Origin of the sequence: Mesorhizobium newzealandense (assembly GCF_042682145.1) — a bacterium.
GTDB lineage: Bacteria > Pseudomonadota > Alphaproteobacteria > Rhizobiales > Rhizobiaceae > Mesorhizobium > Mesorhizobium newzealandense.
The window spans coordinates 313083-337053 of record NZ_JBHUGZ010000012.1 but is presented as its reverse complement, the minus strand read 5'-3'; the positions used below and the strand labels follow the sequence as shown (position 1 = coordinate 337053).

The following is a 23971-nucleotide window of genomic DNA, read 5'->3' as shown; positions in this document are numbered from 1 at the left end:
ACGATCATGTCCAAAGTCGAAGATCTCAGCCACTCAATAACTGTATTGGATCAAGCTCGCACTGTGCTCGTCGTTGTAGAAATGAGTCAGAATAGCTGGCTGGTAGCCGGAATGCTTCCCGGCGTTCAGCGACACCCCCTCAAGAAACTCGATCCCGATCCCGATGCATTGCTCGGTTTGATCACGCGCTGGCGATCGGAGGCGGAGGCTGCGGGCATGCCGATCGACCGGGTTGCGCTGGGCTTCGAGGCTGGGCGGGACGGCTTCTGGCTGGCTCGGTGGCTGCAGACGCGAGGCATAGACGCTCACGTCATCCATTCGACCAGTGTGGCCGTGACCCGTGAACACCGACGGGCGAAAACGGACCGGCTGGACACGGCCATGCTGATGCGCGTGTTCCTGGCCTGGCTGCGTGGCGAGCGAGGCCACTGCCGCATGGTAGCGATCCCATCACTGGGGGAAGAAGATTCCAATCGGCCGAGCCGCGAGCGGGAGAATTTGGTCAGCGAGAAAACGCGGATAGTCAATTGCATGAAAGGGGCGCTGGCTCGGCTCGGCATCCGAGGCTTCAAGCCCGAGCTTCGCCGGGCGCCGAAGAAGTTGCCAGACCTGCGCACTCCGGAAGGACAGCCGCTTCCGCCGAATATGCTGGAAGAGATGCTGCGCGACATGGCTCGGCTCGCCGTGGTGCGCGATCAGATCACGACGATTGAAAAAGCCCGGATTACACAGCTTGAGCAGGCGCCGGCGTCGAGGTCTCAGACAATGGTTGTGCTATTGGCGCGCGTGATTGGTGTCGGGATTGAGACAGCCGACATGCTGGTCCACGAGGTGCTTAGCCGCAACCTCAGAGACCGGCGCGCGGTTGCACGTTACGCCGGTCTGACAGGCTCCCCCGACGAGAGCGGATCGAAACGACGCGAAAAGGGGTTGGCCAAGGCAGGCAACGCCCGGGTGCGACGCGGGCTGATCCAACTGGCCTGGCGCTTGCTGAGATTCCAAAAGAACAGCGGGCTGACGCAATGGTTCCAGGCACGAGTGGCACAAGGCGCCCGCAAAACGACAATGATCGTGGCGCTCGCACGCAAGCTGCTCATCGCGCTTTGGCGATTGGTTACCGTCGGCGAAATCCCGATGGGCGTGACATTGCGCCCGATGAACTGAACACACTGCAGGGCGTATCGATTCGAGGTGGCGGTGTCCCGATGGACACCATGGCATTATTCTGTAACTTGATCCTTCGATCTGAACGACGACGGCATGATGCAAAAGTCTGTCGAGGAGGGCCGTTGCGATCACGGCGTCTCCAAAGACATCGCCCCATTCTGCAAAGCCGCGATTTGATGTGAGGATCATCGCACCTTTCTCATAGCGGGCGTTGACGAGCTGGAAGAACAGATTGCCACCGCCGGCGATGACCGGGAGATAACCGATCTCGTCAACGATCAGGAGACTGGGCCTGCAGAAGAAGCGGATGCGTTTGCAGCCGTCCCTCGCGCTCGGCCCTGGACAAGGCTGCGATGAGATCGGCCTGCGTGCAGAAGTAGACGCTCTTGCCGGCCTTGACAGCTTCGACGCCGAGCGCCACGGCCAGATGGCTTTTGCCGGTTCCCGGCGGCCCGACGAAATGGACGACCCTTGTATGGGGATTTCGTTGTCAAGGGGCCTTTGGCAATGATTTCGCGGTAAAGTGGTCAGGATAGCCTCACATAAACGGTTGGTCACTGCCATCGTGCATTGGTCCGCGAGCATCAAATTCGAGGGGAGCCTGCCTTTGGGCGCATCGCATTACGCCGCAACCTTGTATTCGGTGGGTCTGCAAAAGACCCGGACCATGAAGCAGTCATTGGCTTCAGCAGCAAGGCTCCGAGGCGGCGGGCCCATTCTCATGACGGCAAGACTGCGGCAACATGCCGAATTGATGCCCGAACACGTCCGTTCGAAAGCATTGATAACGCCACCGTCTTACGCCCCGCCATCACGCGAACGCGGCAGACCCCCGAAAATGCCCAATTCTCCACGTCGTCCGGGGCGGCATAACTGGGGAATTTTACTTCGGCACTTCTGCGGAAATTTCGCCCGGTATTGACACCGAGCTCGCTTTTCTTCGGCAGGCTCAGGCGGTCTCGGCCACCCGGCTCGCCCCTGACGCGGGCAGCTTTTCGGCTTCTGAAAGACGCGGCGCCCCATTGACCTCGTTTTTCGTGCGCCCGACGGGTCGCTCGCTGGAGCACCCCGCCGGGAGATCGCTGAGGCGCTTCGTGGTCGAGATAATCGGCCGATCCGACGACCAGAAGGGCTTCGGAGTCTCACCCCGCCGCAGGCGCATCGGGGCACACGTCCGCCAGATTGCCGGCTGGAATTCGAGGCCCTCGGGATCCACGAGCGCAAGTTCGTCAACGACGCCCGTTTTCCTGCAGGCGCGACAAGTGGGCGCAAGGGAAACATTCGGGACTTCAACTTTCTTTCCCACCTCTTTCCGAGAGGGCGAATTGTCCGGTACCGAACACCAGAAGCGTCCTGATCCCTATGATTTCGGCGCCCACAGAGCCATCCGCGATGCTTCATGCCTAGGCCTTGCAGCAATTGGGTCTAGAGCGGTTTTCCCTTAATCGGAGTCGTTTGTTTGCAGTGAACGGCTTGTTCTGATTCCCTGATCGAAGTGATTTGCGGAAGGAGCAGCGGCATGGCACGAGCTTACAGCCTGGATTTGCGGACGCGTGTTATCGAGGCGATAGAGGCAGGCCTGTCGACCCGAGAAGCGGCACGGCGGTTTGCCATCGGGATATCGACGTCTGGTGCATGGTATCGGGCCTGGCGTTCGAGCGGCAATCTGGAACCTGGGCGGCAGGGCAAGCCGAAGGTATCGAAGCTGGACGCGCACGAGACTTTCATTCTCGCCTTGGTCGAGACCGATGAGCGGGACATCACGCTTGCCGAGATCGTCGATCGCCTTGCGGCAGAGCGCGGGGTCAAAGCCAGCCTGACGACGGTCCATGCGTTCTTCGCAAAGCGTGGCATCACGTACAAAAAAAGACAGCGCACGCGGCCGAACAGCAGCGACCGGATGTTTTGGCAGCGCGGGAAGAGTGGTTCGAAGGCCAACTCGATCTCGATCCGAGCCGCCTGATCTTCATCGACGAAAGTGGCCTCAATACCAAGATGGCCCGGCTACGAGGCCGCTCTGCGCGTGGACAGCGTTGCCGGGCGGCTGTTCCTCATGGGCACTGGAAATCCACGACCTTCACGGCCGGCCTGCGCCTCGACGGGATCGTCGCGCCCTGGCTCCTGGACGGCGCCATGGATGGCGAAGCATTCCTGGTCTACTTGCGCCGCGTCCTCGTGCCGACGCTTCAACCCGACGATGTCGTCGTGATGGACAACCTGCCTGCTCATAAAGTGGTCGGTGTCCGCGAAATCATCGAGGCTGCGGGGGCTTCCCTTCGCTATCTTCCGCCCTACTCCCCGGACTTTAACCCCATTGAGATGGCCTTCGCCAAGCTGAAGGCTTTACTGCGAAAGGCAGCAGCCCGGTCCATCCCGGAATTATGGGACGCCGTGGCCGTCGCCATCGATCGTTTCCACCCCAAAGAATGCGAAAACCTGTTCGCCCACGCCGGCTACGATGCCTAACCGTGATTATCCAGAAACTGCTCTAGCTGTCTGGTTGGCGGCACTGCTTCAGGTCTGGCGATGCCCACCGCCGAGCTTCACCGGCACTTGGAGTGGCATTTCGCCCCTACCGGAACCGAGTAACGCAACGATTTCTTGCACACGTTTTTGCGAAGCCACTGCGTCAGAAGAGGCGATTTGCAGCTCTCGCAGCAGCGCGGCGCCGTCGTTCGACGCCAGCTCCAATGGACCGGCGCCTATTCCCGACAACAGCCATGAGGGGCTCACAGCCAGGATGCCCGCCATCATGGCAAGGCGATTGGATTGCGGCGCGGCGCGGTCGCATTCCCACCCCTTCCAGCATGCTGTGTCGACACCAAGTCGGCATGCGGCCTGTGCCATTGTTAGTTTGATGAGCTCGCGGGCGAACGAGATACGTCCCCCTAGAGTATCGGATGACGCGAAATCACTAGGCTGGGTTTGAGTAAGGATTGGCTCGATTCTCCTATGCTTTGGTTCAATCCCTTTCGGGCGATGGCCTGCTGCGTATTTCCATGATGCCGGCCATCGATTCGATTTGAAGCACAAGTCTGCACCGGACTCGGCCCCTGATCATTAAAAGCTCCGTACACGCGCTGCAACCTTCGGATCGTGCGCGCTTGTAGACTCCAGTCGTGTTGGTGTGGACGTATATGGACCCCGCCCGATTGCAACAGGTCGGCTGGATCAAGATCGTCGGTCACAACTGCTGACGTATATCCGGCTTCCTCATGCGGCTGGACAACGTCTTCGCCGCGAGCCCGATTTTCGCGCGCTTCCACCTCATCGGCCCCTAGACATTGGCCGAAGCCAAGCCGGTCCACACACCAGGTTCGGGAAGCGACGGAATGACCGTTTCACCATCTCCTGCCATTTTGCTACAATTGCCGGGGTGAGACCTCCTTCTGTTGTTTTCCTTTCGTTTGCCGCTTCGCCTCAAGCTGCTTTCACCGACTGTGCGGGCTCGTAGAATGTGCCACCCGAGAGGATGGCCCACACGACCCTCGCATTCTTGTTGGCGAGCGCGACAGCCGCGACATTGGGGTGTCGTCTTTGCCGCAGCTTACTGAGCCAGAGGCTTCGTGGATCCTGCTTGCCGGCTGCTTTGCCAAGCGCAGCACGAGCCCCATGGATCATCAATGTGCGCAGATAGCGATCGCCCCGCTGCTGATGCCGAATAGCCGGGCTCGCCCTCCGCTGGATCGTTGTTTGGGTACCAGGCCAAGCCAGGCCGCGAACTGACGGCCATTTTTGAAGCAGGTTCTATCGCCTACGGCAGCAATCAAGGCGGTTGCCGTCACGGGGCCGATGCCTTCGATCTTCCCAAGCCGTTGGCACTGCTCGCTGGTGCGGAAGATTTCCCGTATCCGCCGATCATAAATTGCAATGCGATCGTCGAGCTCGGCCAATTCCGTCTGCAGCTCCCTCATCAGCGACCGGACCATCTCGCTGAGTCCGTCATCATCATTCCCCACGATGACGGCGAGGCCGCGCCGCAGCTGCGAGATATCGCGGGGAATGACGATCCCGTGCTCGGAAAGAAGGCCGCGAATCTGGTTCACAAGCCGAACTCGATCGGCGACCAGACGCCGACGAATGCGATGAACGGCCTGGACCGCCAGCTGATCAGTCGATTTCGGCGGCACAAAGCGCATCGAAGGCCGGCCGACCGCTTCGCAGATGGCTTCCGCATCGTTTCGGTCGTTCTTGTTGGACTTCACATATGGTGTAACGAACTGAGGACTGATCAGCCGAACCTCATGGCCAAGCTCGGTGAGCACCCTTGCCCAGTAATGCGCGCCGTTCGAGGCTTCCATGCCGACCAGGCATCGGGGCAGATTGGCGAAGAAGCAGGCTACCGCATCGCGACGCAGCGTCTTTCGCACGACGACTTTTCCGTGGCAGTCGACCCCGTGAACCTGGAACACATATTTCGCAAGATCCAGACCTATTCGAACGATCTGCATGACATCCTCCTTTGTTGCAGTTGACGTTCGAGATTTCACCTCGCCTGGAGGGCGGGGTCCATACCATTGGCCCCCAGCACGGCATCGATGTGCCAGAATATCAACGTTAGCAGCCGAGCCGGGATTGGCCCCTACTGGCCCGAAATATCGGAGAAGGCCTTACAGGGCAAATACCCTCTTGAGATCATCACCGCACGAAGGCGCTCGCCTGGGGTTGATCTCGGCCGATCGGGCGGCCACCGCCCTGGCAACATCGCGCCAGATCGCGGTCACGTTGCGACATCCTTGATGATCGTTTCGCGCCTGCGCGAGAGCGCAATGAACTCGGACGCGCAAGAATTGGATCGCCACCATATCTAGATGCCGTAATGGGCCGGCCTTCGCGAGCATAGCCAGGTTGGGTGGCTGTCCCTCAGAATGATGGTGTTGAAACGGAGTCCGAGCGATCGGCTCCAAACATCATGAGAGGAACAGCCATGGAACATTATGCGGGAATCGATGTCTCTCTGGAAGAGAGCAGCGTGTGCATTGTTGACGCGACCGGAACGATCATGCGCGAGGATCAAGATCGCCAGCGAGCCGGAGGCGCTGGTCCGCTATTTCGACGAACTGGAATTGTCTGTTAGTCGCATTGGGCTCGAGGCCGGGCCATTGTCGCAATGGCTGCATGCCGGGCTTGTGGCCGCCGGACGCGATGCGGTTTTGCTGGAGACGCGGCACGTGAAGGCGGCGCTCTCGGCTATGACGGTGAAGACCGACCGGAAAGATGCACGCGGGATCGCCCAACTGCTGAGGATGGGATGGTACCGTCCGGTTCATGCCAAATCGGTGACTTGCAAGGATAGCCGAGCCCTTCTTGTTGGACGCAAGCTTCTGCAAGGCAAGCTTCTCGACGTCGAACTTAGCATCCGCGGGATCTTGCGCGGCTATGGGCTGAAGGTCGGAGAGGTCAGTCGTGGAAAGTTTGAGACGCGCATCCGGGAGCTGACAGCAGGCCACGTCACTTTGGAGACGGTGATTGGTGCGATGCTGGCGGCGCGGATGGCGTTGTGGTGCGAGTTCAGCAAGCTCCATCGCGAGATGCTGAAGATCGCGCGCGCTGATAAGGTCTGCCGGAGATTGATGAGCACACCTGGCGTTGGGGCCTTGGTCGCCCTGACCTATCGCTCGGCGGTGGACGACCCGATGCGGTTTGGAAAATCCAGTACGGTCGGAGCCTACTTCGGGCTTACGCCCAAAAAATATCAATCCGGTGAGACCGATCGGGACGGTGGTGTCAGCAAGGTCGGCGACGCCATGGTGCGAACAGCGCTCTTTGAAGCGGCGCACATCATGCTGACGCGGGCGACCCGCTTCTCGAGCCTGAAGCACTGGGCGCTCGACGTGGCGAAACGTCGGGGCATGAAGCGCGCCAAGGTGGCCCTTGCCCGCAAGTTGGGCGTCGTGCTCCATCGCATGTGGGTGGATGCGACCGACTTCCGCTGGAGCAAGGCCGCAGCGATGGCATAGGAGATAGAGCGTTCGGAGCGAGCCGAAACGGCACCGCTCTCCTGAGGTCCCGTCGCCGGGACGAGGGCTTGGCAAGGTCGTGTGTAGTGCTGTGAATGCTTCGGCAAACCACGCTTCCTAGATTGACCTGTCAGCTCTGGATCTGATGGCATAGTGTGGCGGCCTTCGCGCTGACCACGGACAGAAGCATGATCCTGGCGACGAGATATCGTTCAGAGGGGACTTGACGAACGAAGGCCCATTACAGAAGCACTACTTTGGCAGTTTAGATTCGACGGCGTCGGCGAGGAGTTTCTCACAGTGGGGGCATCGCCTGGGTGGCGGCCGTGCGAAGAGGTCGAGGATGGCCTGCCTGATGGCTGGCATGCTCGGTTGTGGCGGTGGTCCGCCGACTCTTTTTTTTTCCGTCCCGCTGCTTTGAGGCGGCGGGATTGGAGAAAGGCGTAGGCGATCATGGTCATCAAGGCGTGTCTGTGTAATCCGGTCCAGGATCTACCTTCGAAGTGGTCGAGGCCGAGTTCCTCCTTCAACTGCTGATGTGCCTGCTCGCAGATCCATCTGGCTTTGATCGTGGCGGCGAGCAGCTTGAGGCTCGCGTCGGCCGGTAAGTTCGACACATAGTATTTCTGCTCGCCAGTCGACCGGCGTTCGCCGACGAGCCAGACCTCGTCGCCTGGCATGCATTGCATGCGATTGTCGAGCATCCGGTGCTTATGACCATCCGCAACGCGGACACGGCGAGCCGCAAAGAGGCATGTCAGCCGACCTTTAGTGCCGCGCCGCCAGCTTATCTTCTGCCATTTCTCACCAGACAGCATTACCTCGGCAGAGACCGGCGACCGGTCCGGGATGTGATATTGGCGGCGCCTGCCGGTGGTCGCGACCGGGAAGATCAGATCAACATCGGCCGGATAGACGTTTTGGCGTCGCGATAGTCCTACCGCCCACAGCAGACTGCGCTCACTCAAAGCCTGACGGAAAGGCCCGCTGGAGCCGTACCCTGAATCGGCAAGCACACAGCCAAAATGCGCACCGGAGGCGATGACGCGGTCGATCTCCTCGATCGCAATCTCCGGCTTTGTCAGAGCGGTTTGTCTATCCTTCGGCACACCGGCCCGCGCCATGCGCTCAGGATCATCGGTCCAGCTCTCGGGCAGGAAGAGCCGCAGGCCCACCATCACCGGCACCTCGCGCGAGGCCAACGTTACCGAGACCAGCGACTGACAATTGGCAGTCTTTCCGAGCGACGAAGCATATTGTGGCGCGACGCCAACCGAGTGACGTCCCTTCTTGGGCAACGCCGTGTCATCGATGACAAGAAACCCGGCATCATCGCCAACCAGACCATCTGCCTCCTTCAGCAGGGCAGCTTCGAGGGGAGCACTGTCCCAAACGCCGGCAGCGACGAAATGATGAAGCTGATCGTAGCCGACCTCGCCAGCGCGCGCCGCCATCGGCTGAACGCTCTTGCGATCTCCTGGACCAATCAGCCCGGCGATATAGGCCGGACACATCCGCGCCCTCGTCTTGTGCCGTAGCGCCGCGACAAACGGCGCGAGCCAGCGATCCAGATCGGCTTGCCAATCCACGTCCATTGATCGGCCCTCCATAAGCCGACCTCCCATGAATCACGCAAACCCTCTCTTGGGAATCACAAAAACTGCCCGTCGCTAAAAATCTGCCAAAGTAGTGCTTCTGTAATGGGCCTTCGTTCGTCAAGTCCCCTCTGAACGATATCTCGTCGCCAGGATCATGCTTCTGTCCGTGGTCAGCGCGAAGGCCGCCACACTATGCCATCAGATCCAGAGCTGACAGGTCAATCTAGGAAGCGTGGTTTGCCGAAGCATTCACAGCACTACACACGACCTTGCCAAGCCCTCGTCCCGGCGACGGGACCTCAGGAGAGCGGTGCCGTTTCGGCTCGCTCCGAACGCTCTATCTCCTATGCCATCGCTGCGGCCTTGCTCCAGCGGAAGTCGGTCGCATCCACCCACATGCGATGGAGCACGACGCCCAACTTGCGGGCAAGGGCCACCTTGGCGCGCTTCATGCCCCGACGTTTGGCCACGTCGAGCGCCCAGTGCTTCAGGCTCGAGAAGCGGATCGCCCGCGTCAGCATGACGTGCGCAGCTTCAAAGAGCGCAGTTCGCACCATGGCGTCGCCGACCTTGCTGACACCACCGTCCCGATCGGTCTCACCGGATTGATATTTTTTGGGCGTAAGCCCGAAGTAGGCTCCGACCGTACTGGATTTTCCAAACCGCATCGGGTCGTCCACCGCCGAGCGATAGGTCAGGGCGACCAAGGCCCCAACGCCAGGTGTGCTCATCAATCTGTGGCAGACCTTATCAGCGCGCGCGATCTTCAGCATCTCGCGATGGAGCTTGCTGAACTCGCACCACAACGCCATCCGCGCCGTGTTGATGGCTTTTCAAAAGCGCGTCTAAACGACGACAAGCGTTTGGTGCTTGTGGACGGAACAAAAAGGCGGCCTTTGCAGGCCGCCGAGTGTGGAGGATGTGTGCTTTAGAGCGAGGACGGGGTTTTTTCGATATCGCTGTGATCGGTCGGTGTTCGTTGCTGCTCCTGGATAAGTTCCTGGAGTTGGACGCCGTAGTGAGACCAGATGCTATCGGCGAGATCGTTGAGGAGCTCGAAGACAGCGAGCGCCTGTTCGGGTGTCCATTCGGGATTGATGAGGAAGTGGATACCACGACTGAGGCCGGACGGTTGAGGATCTGGTTTCATGCTGCGGGCACCTTTTCGCCGGAGGAGCGGCTGGTGCGTTTTTCGCGCTGTGCCTTTGATCGCTCGGCCGCTTCCTTGAAGCGGTAGGAATCGCCTTCGATGGAGATCACCTCGGATCGGTGCATGAGGCGGTCGACGAGGCTGACGACGCAGGCGGCATTGGGAAAGACCTCCGACCAATCAGCGAAGGGTCTGTTGGTGGTGATGATGGTTGAGCGTTTTTCGTAGCGCCGGCTGATGAGTTCGAACAGCAGGTCCGCATGACGGTTCGAGTAGGACAGATACCCGACCTCGTCGATCGCAAGAACGTCGGCGGCGGCGTAGTGGTGAAGGCGTCGGCGCAAGGCTGCGTCGCTGTCGAGGGCGGCGAGTTCGCCGAGCATCTCGCTGGCGGTTCGGAAGACGACGGTGTGACCGCAGATGAGCGCCTGGTGAGCGACATTGCGAGCAAGTGTCGATTTCCCGACGCCGTTGGGGCCGATAAAGACGATGTTGGCGGCATCGTTCATGAAGGACAGGGTCATCAGATCCTCGACGGCGGCGCGGTCGATGCGGCGAGGCCAGTGCCAGTCATAATCGGACAGTTGCTTGAAGTGGCCGAGCCTGGCGGCACGCGTGCGTCGCCGCATCGAACGGTCGGAGCGCTCCTCTTCTTCCCATTGAAGGACGGCGGCCAGCCAGTCCGCGTCAGCGATTTCGTCCCAATGGGTGATCAGGCCATTGAGGCGCAACGCCTTGGCCCGGTTGAGCAGGATGTCGGGATTATTCATCATCTTTGCCTCCAAGGGTCAGTTGGTCGTAGCTGTCGAGGCGATGCGGCCGTACCGTCGTATCCTTGCGCCGCACGTGTTCGGGCAGGCTCGTTTCGACCGGCGGCGGAGCACCGCGGGCGACCCGGCGGCGTTCCAGTACGTCGCGAACCGACCTCGAATGGGAGGCGCCGGCATGCAAAGCTTCCTCGACGGCGGCCTGCAGTTCCTGCGCGCCGTACAGGTCAAGCAGTTTCAGCAACGCGTTTGTGATCGCACCGATATTGGAGCCACGCTCGGCGGCCCGGATCATCAGGGTCTGGCAGGCCGGCACGGCGCGGGTCAGGCTGTTGAGGCCGCGATGCTGGCGCGCCTCGCGCTTGATTGCGACGAGTGCCTTGAGGTGCTGAGGGTCCTCGATCTGCTGGTCGCGATCATAGCTGCGACGGTGACTGGCGATCATCTTTGCGCCGTCGAAGACGCGGACCAGGCCGAGATCGGCGCGCACGCTGAGCGTGCGCCGGACATGAGCATGCGGTACCGAGTAATCGTTGAGGTCGAAGCGCACATAGGGCGTTTTGCCAACCTTGGCGGCGACCTGCTCCTCGACGGGGTATGGGTTGGCGGGCAGCGGCAGAAGCAGTGGCTGCTCTTGCGCAAACGCCTGGCGGACCGTCATCGTCCGGTCCTCGGGGCATGGCCGGTCGGCTGCCTGGTTGCGGCACCACTGTTCGGCCTGGGCGTTCAGATCGTCGAGATCGGTGAACTTGCGGGCGATGAAGAATGCTTCCCTTATATGCCGTATGGCGCGCTCGACGCGGCCTTTTTCGTTGCCCCGGGCAACCGCGACAGGACGTGGCTCGAACCGATAGAAGCCGGCGAAGGCAAGCAGCGTCGGATGGAAGCGGATCGCATCGCCCTGGCGCTCGAGCACCGCACTCTTGAGATTGTCGTAGAGCAGGACCCTGGGCAGCCCGCACCATGTGTTGAACGCGCCGACGTGACCGCGCAGGAAGTTTTCCATGCGCGCGTCGAGGAAGAAGCGCAGGTAGATGTCGCGTGAGTAAGAAAGCACCATCACGAACGCCATGAGCGGCCGGCGGGCGTTGCCGATCTCGATGTGACCGAAGTGGGCCCAGTCGACCTGTCCCTGCTCGCCCGGCAATGTGCGCAGCCGCAGGAACGCCTCGGCCGGCTTGCGGGGACGGTGCAGGGCGACCAGGTGCCGAAAGTGCGTCGGCAAGCCCCGGTAGCCGCGCTCGCGCACCATCGCATAAAGGCGGCTGGCGGTCAGCGAGGGGAACTTTTCCAGCGTCTGCTCAATGAATGGAAGATACGGGTCAATGATTGAGGCTCTCTGCAGCGGCTTGTGCCGGGGCAATCCCGCCTGGGCCAGAACGCGATGCACCGTCGTGTGATGGACATGCAATTGCCTGGCGATGGTGCCGCAGCGCCACTTCTCGGCGTGATACAGGCGCAGGATCTGCGCTTCCAGTTCGGGGCTGATGGTCATGATACGGGCTCTCCGTCTGCGTAGTCAGCTTCACGGGCATAACGAGGCCCCCGGCGACGCACGAAGCCGGTGCGAACGAACGGCGACAGTCGACAGTCGCAGCGCCGACAGCACGGCGTGGGCATGACCGATGTCGTCGCCCGCCCGGCGACGTCAGCAAAAGCAGCGACGACATCGTTCGAGGGACTGACCAGTAGTGAACCGGCAGGAGATGCAGGTGGAGAATGATGCGTCACTTTATTGTGCCGAGCCCGATATCGTCGGGCCCGGACCGCATGAGCCAGGCGTCCCCGGCGGCTGCGCTGATAACGTCGCCCCGCCTCGCGCACACTCTCGCGGCGGGCAGCACGGGCGCAGTCCTGGCCGCAGTAGCGCTGTCCCCGGTCGCAGCTGCGGCAGATCGTTACCTGCGAACGGCAGCGGCCGCACAGAAAGAAGCGGCCCATGAGCATCCGCGACGATCCTTTCGGAGCGCCGCGGGGAGTTCGGGGAAAAGGTCGACGGAATGCGCTGACAATGCGATAATGCAGTCGCGCACCGTCAGTGGAGCGTGACACCGAGCCCGGACTTGCCAGTTGAGATCGGTGTTACGCCGGATTGTTTCTGCGGCGCTGATTACCCGCAGATCTACCACAAGGCACGCGCATGGCGGGGTACGTCGAAAGCCGCCTCAGGGCGGCTGGAGACGTGCCCCGCGTCTATCCCTTCAACCTCCCATGATCAGCACCGCGCCGCAAAGGCGGCCGCCCGCTACAGCGCTAGTTGAAGAGCGCGCGGGCGGCCGCCTTTGCTCTTCCAGCGCTTCAGATCTTGTCGTCGTTTATCAGCGGGTTTCGACCGTCTTCGACACGCGCCGCCAGCATCGCACCAATCACCGTCTCCAAAGTGACGTGGCCTGCTGTCAGCTCCCGGATGCGCGTCTCAAACTTTCCACGACTGACCTCTCCGACCTTCAGCCCATAGCCGCGCAAGATCCCGCGGATGCTAAGTTCGACGTCGAGAAGCTTGCCTTGCAGAAGCTTGCGTCCAACAAGAAGGGCTCGGCTATCCTTGCAAGTCACCGATTTGGCATGAACCGGACGGTACCATCCCATCCTCAGCAGTTGGGCGATCCCGCGTGCATCTTTCCGGTCGGTCTTCACCGTCATAGCCGAGAGCGCCGCCTTCACGTGCCGCGTCTCGAGCAAAACCGCATCGCGTCCGGCGGCCACAAGCCCGGCATGCAGCCATTGCGACAATGGCCCGGCCTCGAGCCCAATGCGACTAACAGACAATTCCAGTTCGTCGAAATAGCGGACCAGCGCCTCCGGCTCGCTGGCGATCTTGACCTCGCGCATGATCGTTCCGGTCGCGTCAACAATGCACACGCTGCTCTCTTCCAGAGAGACATCGATTCCCGCATAATGTTCCATGGCTGTTCCTCTCATGATGTTTGCAGCCGATCGCTCGGACTCCGTTTCAACACCATCATTCTGAGGGACAGCCACCCAACCTGGCTATGCTCGCGAAGGCCGGCCCATTACGGCATCTAGGCTCAGGACTCATTGATCAGAGCCAGAAGATGACGGTTGCCGCGATGCAGATGGCGGACAAGAAGGTGTGGGCGCAGCGATCGTAGCGGGTGTGGATGCGCCGCCAGTCCTTGAGCCTGCCGAACATGTTCTCGATCTTGTGCCTCTGGCGGTAGAGCGCCTTGTCATGGGGGATCGGCACTTTGCGGTTGGTCTTGGAGGGGATGCAGGCAGTGATGTCGCGCTCGGCCAGCGCGGTGCGGAACCAGTCGGCGTCGTAACCTTTGTCGCCGAGCAGCGATTGGGCTTTGGGTAAGGTGCCGAGCATCAAGGCAGCGCCCTTGTAATCGCTCATCTGGCCTTCGCTGAGCAACATGATCAGCGGTCGCCCCTGGCCATCGCACACGGCGTGGAGCTTCGAGTTCAATCCACCCTTGGTGCGCCCGATACGTCGGGGAACAGGCCCTTTTTTAAAAGGCTGGCTGCTGTCCGATGCGCCTTGAGGTGGGTGGCGTCGATCATGAGTTGGTCGGGCCTGCCACCCTTGGCCGCGAGCGCGGAGAAGATCTTGTTGAACACGCCCAGCCGGCTCCAGCGGATGAAGCGGTTGTAGATCGTCTTCGGCGGGCCGTAATCCGGCGGCGCATCCCGCCAGCGCAGCCCGTTCCTGATCACGAAGATGATGCCGCTAATCACCCGACGATCATCCACCCGGGGCACGCCGTGCGACAGCGGAAAATATGGCTCAATCCGACGCATCTGCGCCTGCGACAACCAGATCAGATCACTCATGGCAGCGCCTCCTCGCGCTGCCATTGAATCAAGCGATCGCCACCTCCGCAAGCAATTTAATGGGTCCTGATCCTAGGGATACGACGATCCGTCGTTCGCGCAGCAAAGCATCGTCGTGCAGGATCCGCGATGCTACATCTCCCGAGCCGGGTCGAATTATGGTAAAGTTGAAGTTCCAGAGGGGCTGAATGACATCAAGGCTGCTACCGTTGCGCGCAGGAACGTCCGGTCTCCAGACCACGCGAGCATGGGGGACTCCTTCCAGGAGCAGCTTTAGGCGCCAACGCGATCTCGCAAAAGGATCGAGAATTCAGGCCCAGAGAGATCATCATCAAGCGCGGCGAGACCTTAGGGCTCACTAACGCCGAGGTGGGCTGTCTTGCATCGCGCCTATTTGAGCTCGGACAGCTTGATTTCTGTGGCTACAGCCGTTCAGCTTTTGATAGAATCGCTGACCCGCTCTAAGCATTTGTTTTTGCGCAATTCCGGACGGAAACCCGCTGCGCACTTTTCCTGGAATTGCTCTAGCGACTACACCGTGCGTTGCAGCATTCATCCCAAATAAGGCTTTGCATGCGCGTGGCGAAGTAGAGGACCTAGAGAATCGTAGTGTTGAAGATCGCCGCGTGGCCGACATAGTAAGCGAGCAGCGTTGCTGTCAACGCCGCACATAATCCGACCGGAGCGAGCCATGCCGCGGGAGTGTCGGTCTCCTTAGGTCGCTGATCGGAAAGGATCGCGACGAAGACGACGATGATGGCCGAGTGCCCGATCACATCCAGCTTGCCGAATTCGAAGCACGCGCTGATGAACATCTCAACCAACACGGCCGCCGCAACGCGTCGGACCAGCGGCGTCCAAGCCAGGGCAAAGGCGAGCGTGAACTCGACCATGCCCGCGGCTCGCATGTAGAACTCGTTGTTGAAGCCAAGGGTGATACCGGGGTGCTCGATCAGGAGCGGGAAGCTCCATTCGGGATAGGCCCACTTCTCGACCGACGCCCACATCAGGGTGACGGCGGTCGCATAGCGCACGACGTCGAGCGGCTGAACGCCGAATAAGTTCTTTTGCAACCCGGTGAGAGCGAGATAGGCCGCAAGCCCCAGAAAGATCGGATAGTCAGCCAGATGAAACGCGCCGTAATCGCGCACGGCTAGCCCGAACAGGACGACGATCCCCGCGGCGGATAGGGGTGTGGTGCGGCGTGACAGCAGACCGGCCGCGATGGCGAGCTGCAAAGGCCCCACCAATGCGGACGTCGTTTTCAATTCGGGGGTTAAGAGGATGCCTCCGACCGCCCAGAGCGAGATGAAGAAAAACCCACAGATCGCGCGGATCATCGTCTCGGTATGCAGCAGCAAGCCCTCCGTGAAGCGGTTGAGCGAGCGGGTTATCATCTCGCCTAAAGACGTCCGCTCCACCACGCAGCCGGAAAAGATACAGAGCAAGGCAACGCCCAGGAGGAGCTCGAATTCCTGACAAAGGACGTTTTCGAGGCCGCGCGGCTGGCTGGCAACGTCATAGGCAGAGAACCATTTGACGTGGGCGCTGGCAGCCCGGGTCCCGAGGATACAGAAGGAAAATCCCGCAATGGACTTAGCAAACAGGAACATTCCCCGAGAGGCGGAAAGGGGATCCCGCCCAAAAAATCTGAACATTTCGAAAGAATCCCCGTTTTGGAAGGCACAGCTTTAACGATTCACCTTTAGGATGAATTTTAAGGTCATGGACGTCCTCTGCACCCGCCGGTTGTCGGGTGGTTATCCGGCCTCGGGCTGAGATGGCAGAAGGCCCCTATGAGGACTTTGAGGCCGCACTCGAAATGGCACCTGCCGCGCTTGCGGTATATGCCAAAGCGGCCGTAACTTCCCCGGCCGTTTTGCGAGAGCCGATGCCTGGCCAACCTGAGCCCGTTTTCGGTTTCATTCTTGCACCTGATCCGAGAGCGTTTGACAGGCAACTTCTACAGTACGGTCGGGCCTCTTCGTTACTTGTATGCACTCCGGGCGTGTCATGGACAGTTCTCGACAAGTGCGGTTTCAATCCCGGTGCAGTTGACCTCCCTTTCAGGCCGGCCTTGGCCGAGCACCCACGGCAGGCGCCGCTTCCATCGTTCACCTCGCCGCAGAACAACATCTGTCTGCCACCGCTTCTTCTTGCGAGTCCGTCTGTCTTCAGTCGGTGCGTTCGATGCCTCCAGAATCGGCGCTTCCCCAACCGTCGGCGGCTTAGGGAGTGATAGGTCGGGCGTGGTCACCTCCTTGGCGTCAGATGCTTCATCAATGGCGGCCATGGGCCGAGAGCGAACATCTTCACACGGAAAAATCGGCGCTTCAGCGATCGCTTCCGCCTCCGCGATATCATTCGTGATAGCGGCCAGGTCGATGCCGGCCCAGATTGATTGTGGCCGCTTCACGAGCTCACGCTTCTGTTTGATCTCGACGACAAAGGGTCGCTGCTTCCTCATAGTGCTCTCGGGGACTCGGGAGAGTTGCGAATGTCGTCTAGGCCGATAGCTCGCTTTCGTCCACCCGCCCCACGTATTCTCCAACGGTTTTCGAAGACCTTGATGTCTTCGACGCCAAGACGCCAGCGGCTCACCGCCGACCTCCTGGCCGGCACTCTCGATCTCCTGTCCTTGTGTCAGTGCGATCGCTACTACGATCATATGTCCGGCCTTCACGGCGATCGTGTTCTGGATCAACGTTCGCGCCAAAGAAATGGGCGGCGTCGCCGCCCCCCTTCCGTATCTAAGGCTGATTGGGTTGGATTTAGAAGTCCATGCCGCCCATGCCGCCGCCGGGCATGCCGCCGGCAGCTTCCTTCTTCGGAGCTTCGGCGATCATGGCTTCGGTGGTGACCGGCTCGACGGCGACCGAGGCCGCGTCCTGGAGAGCGGTGCGCACGACCTTGACCGGGTTGACGATACCCATGGCAATCATGTCGCCATACTCGCCGGTCTGGGCGTTATAGCCGAAGGTCGCGCCCTTGTTGTCCAAGATCTTGCCGGCAACGATCGAGGTTTCAGCAGGTGGCAGGGTCATCTCCGATTCGGTCTCGTCTTGTTGGAGACATATCATGGCTAGACACAATCCAGGCGAGCGCGCCCTCTCAAGGAAGTGCGGGCAAAATGCGCAGACATCGATCAAGTTTCCCGGTGCCGAGGCGATGCCGAAAGACTACCCGAGCGGTTGAGACAGAGAGGCTGTTTCGATACTGTCATAGAGAGAGATTGTCTCTGTTGGCGGGCAGACGCACAGGATCTATCTAGCCCACGACTGGCAGCAGATCGGCCACCGGAAACACCCTCTCTTCCTTCACCGTCTTGATGACGATGTAGGTGAAGTAGCGGTCGATGCCGATCTCCCGCTCGAGCAAGGCATCGACGAGGTGCTGATAGGTGTCAATGTCGCGCGCCATCACCTTCAGCACACAATCGACGCCGCCGCCCACCGACCAGCAGGCGACGATTTCGGGAATGTCGCGGATGACGCGCTCGAAGCGGTCGAAGTCGGCCTGGCGGTGGCTGGCTAAAGTCACCTCCATCAGCACGGTCGCCACCGGCGCGATCGTGCGCATGGCGATCGCGCCGTGATAGCCGGACACGATGCCGGCCCTCTCCAGCTTGCGCAGCCGCATCCAGCACGGCGTCGGCGACAATCCGACCCTGTCGGCCAGCGCCAGCTTGGCAATGCGCCCGTCGCGCTGGATGGCGTCGAGGATTTTGAGATCGATCGGATCGAGTTTCGCTGCAGTCTTCACCGTTCACTTTTTTCTCACTACCATGTTCGTGTCGTGAGGGCAGTCTGGATGCCGCAAGTTTGTCGTTTGAGAGGAGTGATCAAAATGCCGATCTATATTCGGTGCTTTAGGCCCGCTTCAAGCTCGAGGTTATAAACAAAATTGGCGCCCAGAGATTGGCCAACACCGGCTTGTGGGTTGATGGATAGAGAATGCTTGATTGAAGGTGCACGTCCGACTGGCCGGGGACACTAAGATCAGACGCTTTGGGCGCGTTTCCTCAGGAGGCCGGCTGCAAGGCGGCCCTGAGCAGCATGCCGAACAGATCGCGCGGCTCGTCGGGTTCGGCGAGCAGGTCGAGCTCTTCATAAAGGCCGGTCGCCTTGAGCTGATCGCGGACGTAGCGCAGCGCAGAGAAATCCTCGGTGGCGAAGCCGACGGAATCGAACAGCGTGATCTGCTCCGGTGTCTTGCGGCCTTGCGCCTGGCCGGTCATCACCTGCCACAGCTCGGTCACCGTATGGTCGGCATCGAGCTGCTGGATCTCGCCTTCGATGCGGGTCTGTGGGGGAAACTCGACGAAGATATCCGATCGCAGCAGGATGTCGCGATGCAGTTCGGTCTTGCCGGGGCAGTCGCCGCCGACGGCGTTGATGTGGACGCCCGAGCCGACCATGTTGTCGGTCAGGATGGTGGCGCATTGCTTGTCGGCCGTCACCGTGGTGATGATGTCGACGCCTTCCACCGCATCCTGCCCGGTCGTGCAAATGGTGATGTCAAAGCCCTTGCCGAACAGGTTGCGGGCGCATTTTTCCGAAGCCGAGCGGTCAATGTCGTAGAGCCGCAGCCGGTCGATGCCGGTGAGCGCCTTGAAGGCGATGGCCTGGAACTCGGACTGGGCGCCGTTGCCGATGATGGCCATGGCGCGTGACCCCTTGGGCGCCAGGTATTTGGCCGCAAGCGCGGAGGTGGCTGCGGTGCGCAGCGCCGTCAGGATAGTCATTTCACTGAGCAGCATCGGATAGCCCGAGCCGACATCGGCCAGCACGCCGAAGGCGGTGACCGTCTGGCGGCCCTCGCGCATGTTCTTGGGATGGCCGTTGACATATTTGAAGCCGTAGAGCCGGCCATCGCTGGTCGGCATCAGCTCGATGACGCCGTCATGGCTGTGCGAGGCGATGCGCGGTGTCTTGTCGAACAGCTCCCAGCGGCGGAAGTCTTCTTCGATGTAGCCGGCAAGCTCGGTGAGAAACCGTTCGATCCCGATGGCGAGCACCAGCTTCATCATGCGGTCGACGCTGATGAAGGGGACGATGGCAAGGCGAGAAGGCTGGGTCATGGTCAGATGCTTCCGGAATGACTGCGGGTCGGGTGGTCCATGATGCGACGGCCCATCAGGCTGGCGGTGAGGTCGACCATAGGGTCGCGGTGCGGCCGCGCTCGTCCAGGAACGGGTTCAGCTCGACGAGGTCAAGGCTGGATGCCAGGCTGCTGTCGGACACTATCTGCGGCCTCCGGGCGAGTTTCCGGAACGTGAATCACTTTGCATGCACCATTTCCCCGATTGATGACCTCATCACCGGCAATGGTGCGGGTGCGTCCGCAGCGAAGGTTCCGTGCCCGCTCCGTCGGCGTTCTACGACTTCCGAGCGAGCCTCACGCGGCGCCAGTCCATAATTCTCGCGATATGCCTTTGAAAAGTGCGAGGCCGAGATGAAACCACAGGCCATCGCGATCTCGACGATTGGAAGTTGCGAGTTCAAGATCAACAAGTGCGCGCGCTCAAGTCTCATCTCGAGATAGTATCGCGCAGGCGAACGTCCTATTTGTTGCGAAAAGATGCGTTCAACTTGGCGACGAGACAAGCGGCTGGAGGCAGCGATGTCTTCGAGCGCGACTGGCTCGTCGAGATGCCTCTCCATCTGCTCGATGATCTTCAACAGGCCGTCATGGTGAATGGCCGCGCCTGCATGCAGAGGTAGTCTCTGACGATCTCCAGGTTGACGAACCGTCATAGCGACCGCCTTCTCGCACACCCGGTTGGCTGTAGCGGATTCATAATCTTCTCTGACGAACTGCACGAACATGTCGAAAGCAGCATCTCCGCCAGAGCAGGAGTACGTGTCTCCGTCGATCTCATAAGCAGCTTGAACAGCAGCGATACGTGGAAATTGTTCAACGAACGAAGGGAACTGTTCCCAGTGTACTGCACATCTTCGTCCATCCGCCAGACCGGTCTGGGCGATGCTGAAGATCCCGCTCGCGATTCCGACCAGACACAGTTTCCTAGCCCGGCATTCTCGCAACCAGCCATGCAGGGCCCGATTTGCGGTAAGTGGGTGGCTACCCCCGCAAATTACGGCGACTGAAGGGGACCAGCCCGTTTTGCCAAGGAGGCCGCGTTCCTCCTTGAGCGACGTATCAACAGAGATCGTAGGTCCACAACTCGATCTCACAGAGAGTCCGTCGTCAGATACAACTCGCCAAGCGTAAATCTCCGATTCGAGCACTTCGTTGGCAAGCCGTAAGGCCTCGACTGCAGAAGAAAAGGCCTGCAGCGAAAATCCAGGCTCCAGATAGAGACTGAACAGACGTTCTGCTCCCTTTATCTTCAGCATCTCTACGCCTCTCACGAAGTGCCTTCTTGTTATCAGTACACTTTTGAATAAGCGGCACAGCGCTCTTTGACGGTGCGATCGCTCAGATGCGCGATTTCGGCACGCTTGTGCGCAGTATAAATCGAGGCAAAGCCGTCCGGAAACCAACGCGTTACAACATCGTTCTGCTCAAAACGCAGCAAAGCCTCTTCCAGGGATTGTGGTAGCCGCTTGTAACCGCGATCAGACAGCTGGGCCTCAGACAGCACGGATAAGTTCTCCTGAGTTACCTGAGGTGTGGGGAGACCGTCTTCGATGCCCTGGGCACCTGCATGGAGAATCGATGCCAAGGCCAGATATGGCGAGGCGGCGGCATCGGCCGCACGGTACTCAAAGTTATATTGCCTGGCGATCTTCTCGGGATCTGCGGAGGTAGTGGGACAGATTCGGACTGAAGCCTCGCGATCGCGGAAGCCAAGATTGTTATATGCGGCGCTCCAGCGGTTTGGCGTCAATCGCAGATAGGAAATGTGAGATGGCGCGGTTAGCGCAACGATGGAGTCGAGATATTTGAGTACGCCGGCGATGAATGACCCGGTAATTTTGGACATGCCGAACGGGTCGTTCTCATCATACGTTGCCGGGGAGCCATTCCCATCCAGGAAGCTCATATGGATGTGAACTCCGTTACCGACGCTGGAGGGGTCCAAAATTGGTGCGAACGTCACCTGCTCACCGCAGCGTTGCGCCGCCATGCGGGTCAACTCCCGAAGAATTACCGCTTGGTCGGCAGAGCGATGACCCTGAGCGGGGCCATTGGTAACCTCGTACTGGTTTGGACCAAATTCCTTCATGAAGGTATCGGGCGTCAGGCCTGCCTGAGCGAGAGCCGACATTAAAGCCTCTCCAAGCTGCCGCCGCCGAGTAAACCCGCGCAAGCTAAAGGCGTCGGGAAGAACCTCGCCGGCGTCGAGCATCTGGAATTCATGTTCGAAAGCGCTCACAAGCTGGATACCGCCGCAAGATCGGAGCCGCTCAAGCGCCGCTTTAAGAATCGAGCGAGTACAACAATCCCATGGGCGGCCATCGAGATCGGTGATATCCCCCAACATGAAATGCTCAACCAGGCCGCCGTCTGCGAAGTCGACCTCAACGCGCGCTTCAGGATCAGGGATCAGAAGGAGATCGCCGAGCGAGCCAAAGGGGCTTGGAGCGATCGCGTCGAAGCAGGTAATCATTACATTCGTCGGCGTCCAGCCGATTCCACGCTTAAGGCGCTTATCCAGTTCCAACACTGGAAACGCTTTACCACGTGTTCTCCCGGCGATATCGGACGTAGCTGCGAAGACAAGCGGGTTCGAAATCATCGGTGTCCTTCAAAACGTTGGGCAGCAGAACAAGATCGTGAGGTTCAAATTAGTCAGTTTCATAACGTACGCCAGTGCTCCGCGGCCATAGGCAACCCCACCACCGCGATAGCCTGTCTCGAAACGACCATGTTGCCTTCAGTGCACAAAACCTCAATGAAATTTTTTTGTCAATCACAAATACTGAGTTGACATTGAAAATGAAATCTCGTCCTGTTTGCAGCGAACGATGGGAGCACGCGGCGGGGCTTCCTGAGAGAGTTGGTCCCCAGGGACATTTGCAATCTCAATGCATTGGTGGCTCAGGCGTCGGCAAGCCCGTCGATCTCTCGAAGGACAGAGAATGGCATGAAGCAGGGTTATGATACGCTACGCTTGCTGGGGCAGGGCGATCCGGACCCGTTTGAGGTCATCAACCCCGACGGGTCAAGTTCTGTGCTCCTGGTGTGTGAACATGCGGGGCAGGCGATCCCCGCGGCGCTCGGAAATCTGGGCATTTCTCTTGAGGTGCTTGACGATCATGTCGGCTGGGATATCGGGGCAGCCGAAGTGGCGCGGCTTTTGGCGCGGCGGCTAGATGCTGTTGCTGTCTTTCAGCCGTATAGCCGCCTGGTCATAGATTGCAACCGGCCGCCGGAGGCATTCGATGCTATTCCTGCAACAAGCGATGGGATCAGAATACCCGGCAATCAGGAAGTCGACATTGCCGATCGCGCGGCTCGCGTGGCCGAGATCTTCGAGCCTTTTCACACAGAGATCAGTCGACGTCTAGAGGAGGGTCGACACACAGTGGCGATATCGGTTCACAGTTTCACTCCTCGCATGAACAACGTGTGGCGCCCGTGGGATATCGGTTTCCTGTTCCGTCGTGACACGGACACGTCAGCGCGCCTGAGAGACTCTGTTACACGCAGGTATCCGCGTTTACGCGTGGGAATGAATGAACCCTATCAGGTCAATGACTCGAGCGATTGGTTTGTGCCCCGGCATTGCGAGACACGTGGCTTGAACAACAGCCTGATTGAGATCCGAAATGATCATCTGCGGACGGCTGAAGGTCAGAAGCTTTGGGCCGATATCGTCGCATCATCGATCGAAGACTATTTGAATGGGAACTGAAATGAGTCTTACTCGCAATGTGCCCTTGGTGCCGGAGCAATCGGCCTTACTTTTTGTCGATGTCCAAAATTTCAGCGCTCACCGTGACGGAGCCGAATTTTCAGGGCTGCCGAAAGCAGATTTTGCAGCGAAGTATGGCTGGTATTTCAGCGAGCTTGAGGCTCGGGTCATTCCGAACATGCAATCTTTGCAAGCCGCCTTCAGGAAGTCTCGTATTGAAGTAATGTACACAACGATCGAAAGCTTGACAGCTGATGGTCGGGACAGATCTCTCGACTACAAGATCACTGGGTTCCATGTACCAAAGGGGTCATGGGACGGTAAGGTAATTGACCAGATAGCTGTGCAGGGTGATGAGATAGTTCTACCCAAGACGTCATCTTCCGTCTTCATTTCCACAAATATCGATTACATCTTGCGGAATCTCTGTGTTAAACAGCTCGTACTCGCAGGGTTGGTTACCGACCAGTGTGTAGAAGGCGCGATCAGGGATGCCTGTGACCTTGGCTATCTCGTCACACAGGTTACAGATGCATGCCTGACTTATACCCGGGAACGCCATGATAGCTCGCTACGGGCGATTAAGGGGTATTGCCGTCAGGTCACTACCCGTGAGCTCATTGCCGAAATACAAGGCCTGGAACACGCCCCTAAGCCGCTAACGCCCAGTGCTGGTTAGAGCAGCACCTCATTCTCGTGGCGGAGCG

At 59.7% G+C, this 23971-nt stretch carries 15 protein-coding genes and 8 pseudogenes; 5 read left to right on the top strand and 18 right to left on the bottom strand.

All coding sequences use genetic code 11. The features are described from left to right. Positions 1–6: 6 nt before the first annotated feature. On the top strand, positions 7–1164 hold the full coding sequence (locus tag ACFSOZ_RS18085) for an IS110 family RNA-guided transposase (RefSeq protein WP_379100277.1): 1158 nt from the start codon (positions 7–9) through the stop codon (positions 1162–1164). An 18-nt stretch (positions 1165–1182) separates the two neighbouring features. Here the strand turns inward: ACFSOZ_RS18085 and ACFSOZ_RS18080 are convergent. After that, positions 1183–1633: pseudogene (locus tag ACFSOZ_RS18080) on the bottom strand (ATP-binding protein); the annotation flags it as partial. Between the two features lie 1053 nt (positions 1634–2686). Between ACFSOZ_RS18080 and ACFSOZ_RS18075 the strand changes: the two are divergent. Then, a protein-coding gene (locus ACFSOZ_RS18075; RefSeq protein WP_417568608.1) for an IS630 family transposase occupies positions 2687–3633 on the top strand; the annotation gives its coding sequence in 2 pieces (ribosomal slippage) (positions 2687–3028 and positions 3031–3633; 945 coding nt in all). A 48-nt stretch (positions 3634–3681) separates the two neighbouring features. Here ACFSOZ_RS18075 and ACFSOZ_RS18070 read toward each other — a convergent pair. Next, positions 3682–4014 carry a hypothetical protein gene (locus tag ACFSOZ_RS18070; RefSeq protein ID WP_379100275.1) on the bottom strand — a complete coding sequence of 111 codons (333 nt, stop codon included), beginning with the start codon at positions 4012–4014 and terminating at the stop codon, positions 3682–3684. Positions 4015–4587: 573 nt separating this feature from the next. Then, positions 4588–5618, bottom strand: a pseudogene (locus ACFSOZ_RS18065) (IS110 family RNA-guided transposase). Positions 5619–6094: 476 nt separating this feature from the next. On the opposite strand from ACFSOZ_RS18065, the pseudogene ACFSOZ_RS18060 reads away from it, so the two are divergent. Beyond that, positions 6095–7127, top strand: a pseudogene (locus ACFSOZ_RS18060) (IS110 family RNA-guided transposase). A 295-nt stretch (positions 7128–7422) separates the two neighbouring features. On the opposite strand, the pseudogene ACFSOZ_RS18055 reads toward ACFSOZ_RS18060, so the two are convergent. The 15 genes and pseudogenes from ACFSOZ_RS18055 to ACFSOZ_RS17985 all read right to left on the bottom strand — a co-directional run bounded on the left by ACFSOZ_RS18055 (position 7423) and on the right by ACFSOZ_RS17985 (position 22145). After that, a pseudogene (locus tag ACFSOZ_RS18055) lies at positions 7423–8759 on the bottom strand (IS701 family transposase). A 310-nt stretch (positions 8760–9069) separates the two neighbouring features. Then, positions 9070–9543, bottom strand: a pseudogene (locus ACFSOZ_RS18050) (transposase); the annotation flags it as partial. Positions 9544–9653: 110 nt separating this feature from the next. Beyond that, a complete protein-coding gene (locus ACFSOZ_RS18045; protein ID WP_379016657.1) occupies positions 9654–9875 on the bottom strand; it encodes a hypothetical protein in 222 nt (73 codons plus the stop codon). Beyond that, complete coding sequence (istB, locus tag ACFSOZ_RS18040; RefSeq protein WP_206073656.1) at positions 9872–10648, bottom strand: IS21-like element helper ATPase IstB; 777 nt, start codon at positions 10646–10648, stop codon at positions 9872–9874. Before istB ends, ACFSOZ_RS18045 begins: the two co-directional genes overlap by 4 nt. Beyond that, entirely contained in the window at positions 10638–12137 is a 1500-nt protein-coding gene (istA, locus tag ACFSOZ_RS18035; protein WP_095085188.1) for an IS21 family transposase, read from the bottom strand. Before istA ends, istB begins: the two co-directional genes overlap by 11 nt. Before the next feature lie 848 nt (positions 12138–12985). Next, a pseudogene (locus ACFSOZ_RS18030) lies at positions 12986–13549 on the bottom strand (IS110 family transposase); the annotation flags it as partial. A gap of 136 nt (positions 13550–13685) precedes the next feature. Continuing rightward, positions 13686–14440, bottom strand: a protein-coding gene (locus ACFSOZ_RS18025; RefSeq protein ID WP_378922006.1) for an IS5 family transposase whose coding sequence is annotated in 2 segments (ribosomal slippage) — positions 13686–14107 and positions 14107–14440 — 756 coding nt in all. Because the reading frame shifts where the segments join, the coding sequence is not laid out codon by codon here. Between the two features lie 596 nt (positions 14441–15036). Continuing rightward, complete coding sequence (locus ACFSOZ_RS18020) at positions 15037–16053, bottom strand: hypothetical protein (RefSeq protein WP_379100490.1); 1017 nt, start codon at positions 16051–16053, stop codon at positions 15037–15039. Positions 16054–16451: 398 nt separating this feature from the next. Then, positions 16452–16907: a hypothetical protein gene (locus ACFSOZ_RS18015; RefSeq protein WP_379100273.1), complete on the bottom strand. Its 456-nt coding sequence runs from the start codon at positions 16905–16907 to the stop codon at positions 16452–16454. A gap of 304 nt (positions 16908–17211) precedes the next feature. Next, positions 17212–17469 (bottom strand): annotated as a pseudogene (groEL, locus tag ACFSOZ_RS18010) (chaperonin GroEL); the annotation flags it as partial. A 238-nt stretch (positions 17470–17707) separates the two neighbouring features. Then, positions 17708–18202, bottom strand: a complete 495-nt coding sequence (locus tag ACFSOZ_RS18005; protein ID WP_379100271.1) for an Lrp/AsnC family transcriptional regulator — start codon at positions 18200–18202, stop codon at positions 17708–17710. A 259-nt stretch (positions 18203–18461) separates the two neighbouring features. After that, positions 18462–19520, bottom strand: a complete 1059-nt coding sequence (locus ACFSOZ_RS18000; protein ID WP_379100269.1) for an ornithine cyclodeaminase — start codon at positions 19518–19520, stop codon at positions 18462–18464. A gap of 2 nt (positions 19521–19522) precedes the next feature. Beyond that, positions 19523–19677 (bottom strand): annotated as a pseudogene (locus tag ACFSOZ_RS17995) (arginase); the annotation flags it as partial. Between the two features lie 42 nt (positions 19678–19719). Beyond that, a complete protein-coding gene (locus ACFSOZ_RS17990) occupies positions 19720–20799 on the bottom strand; it encodes a GlxA family transcriptional regulator (protein WP_379100267.1) in 1080 nt (359 codons plus the stop codon). Between the two features lie 32 nt (positions 20800–20831). After that, on the bottom strand, positions 20832–22145 hold the full coding sequence (locus ACFSOZ_RS17985; protein WP_379100265.1) for a glutamine synthetase family protein: 1314 nt from the start codon (positions 22143–22145) through the stop codon (positions 20832–20834). Positions 22146–22493: 348 nt separating this feature from the next. Here ACFSOZ_RS17985 and ACFSOZ_RS17980 point away from each other — a divergent pair, with 348 nt between their 5' ends. Then, positions 22494–23264 (top strand): N-formylglutamate amidohydrolase, encoded by a 771-nt coding sequence (locus ACFSOZ_RS17980; protein ID WP_379100264.1) that lies wholly within the window; start codon positions 22494–22496, stop codon positions 23262–23264. Continuing rightward, positions 23254–23943 (top strand): cysteine hydrolase family protein, encoded by a 690-nt coding sequence (locus ACFSOZ_RS17975; RefSeq protein ID WP_379100262.1) that lies wholly within the window; start codon positions 23254–23256, stop codon positions 23941–23943. Before ACFSOZ_RS17980 ends, ACFSOZ_RS17975 begins: the two co-directional genes overlap by 11 nt. Positions 23944–23971 lie beyond the last annotated feature (28 nt).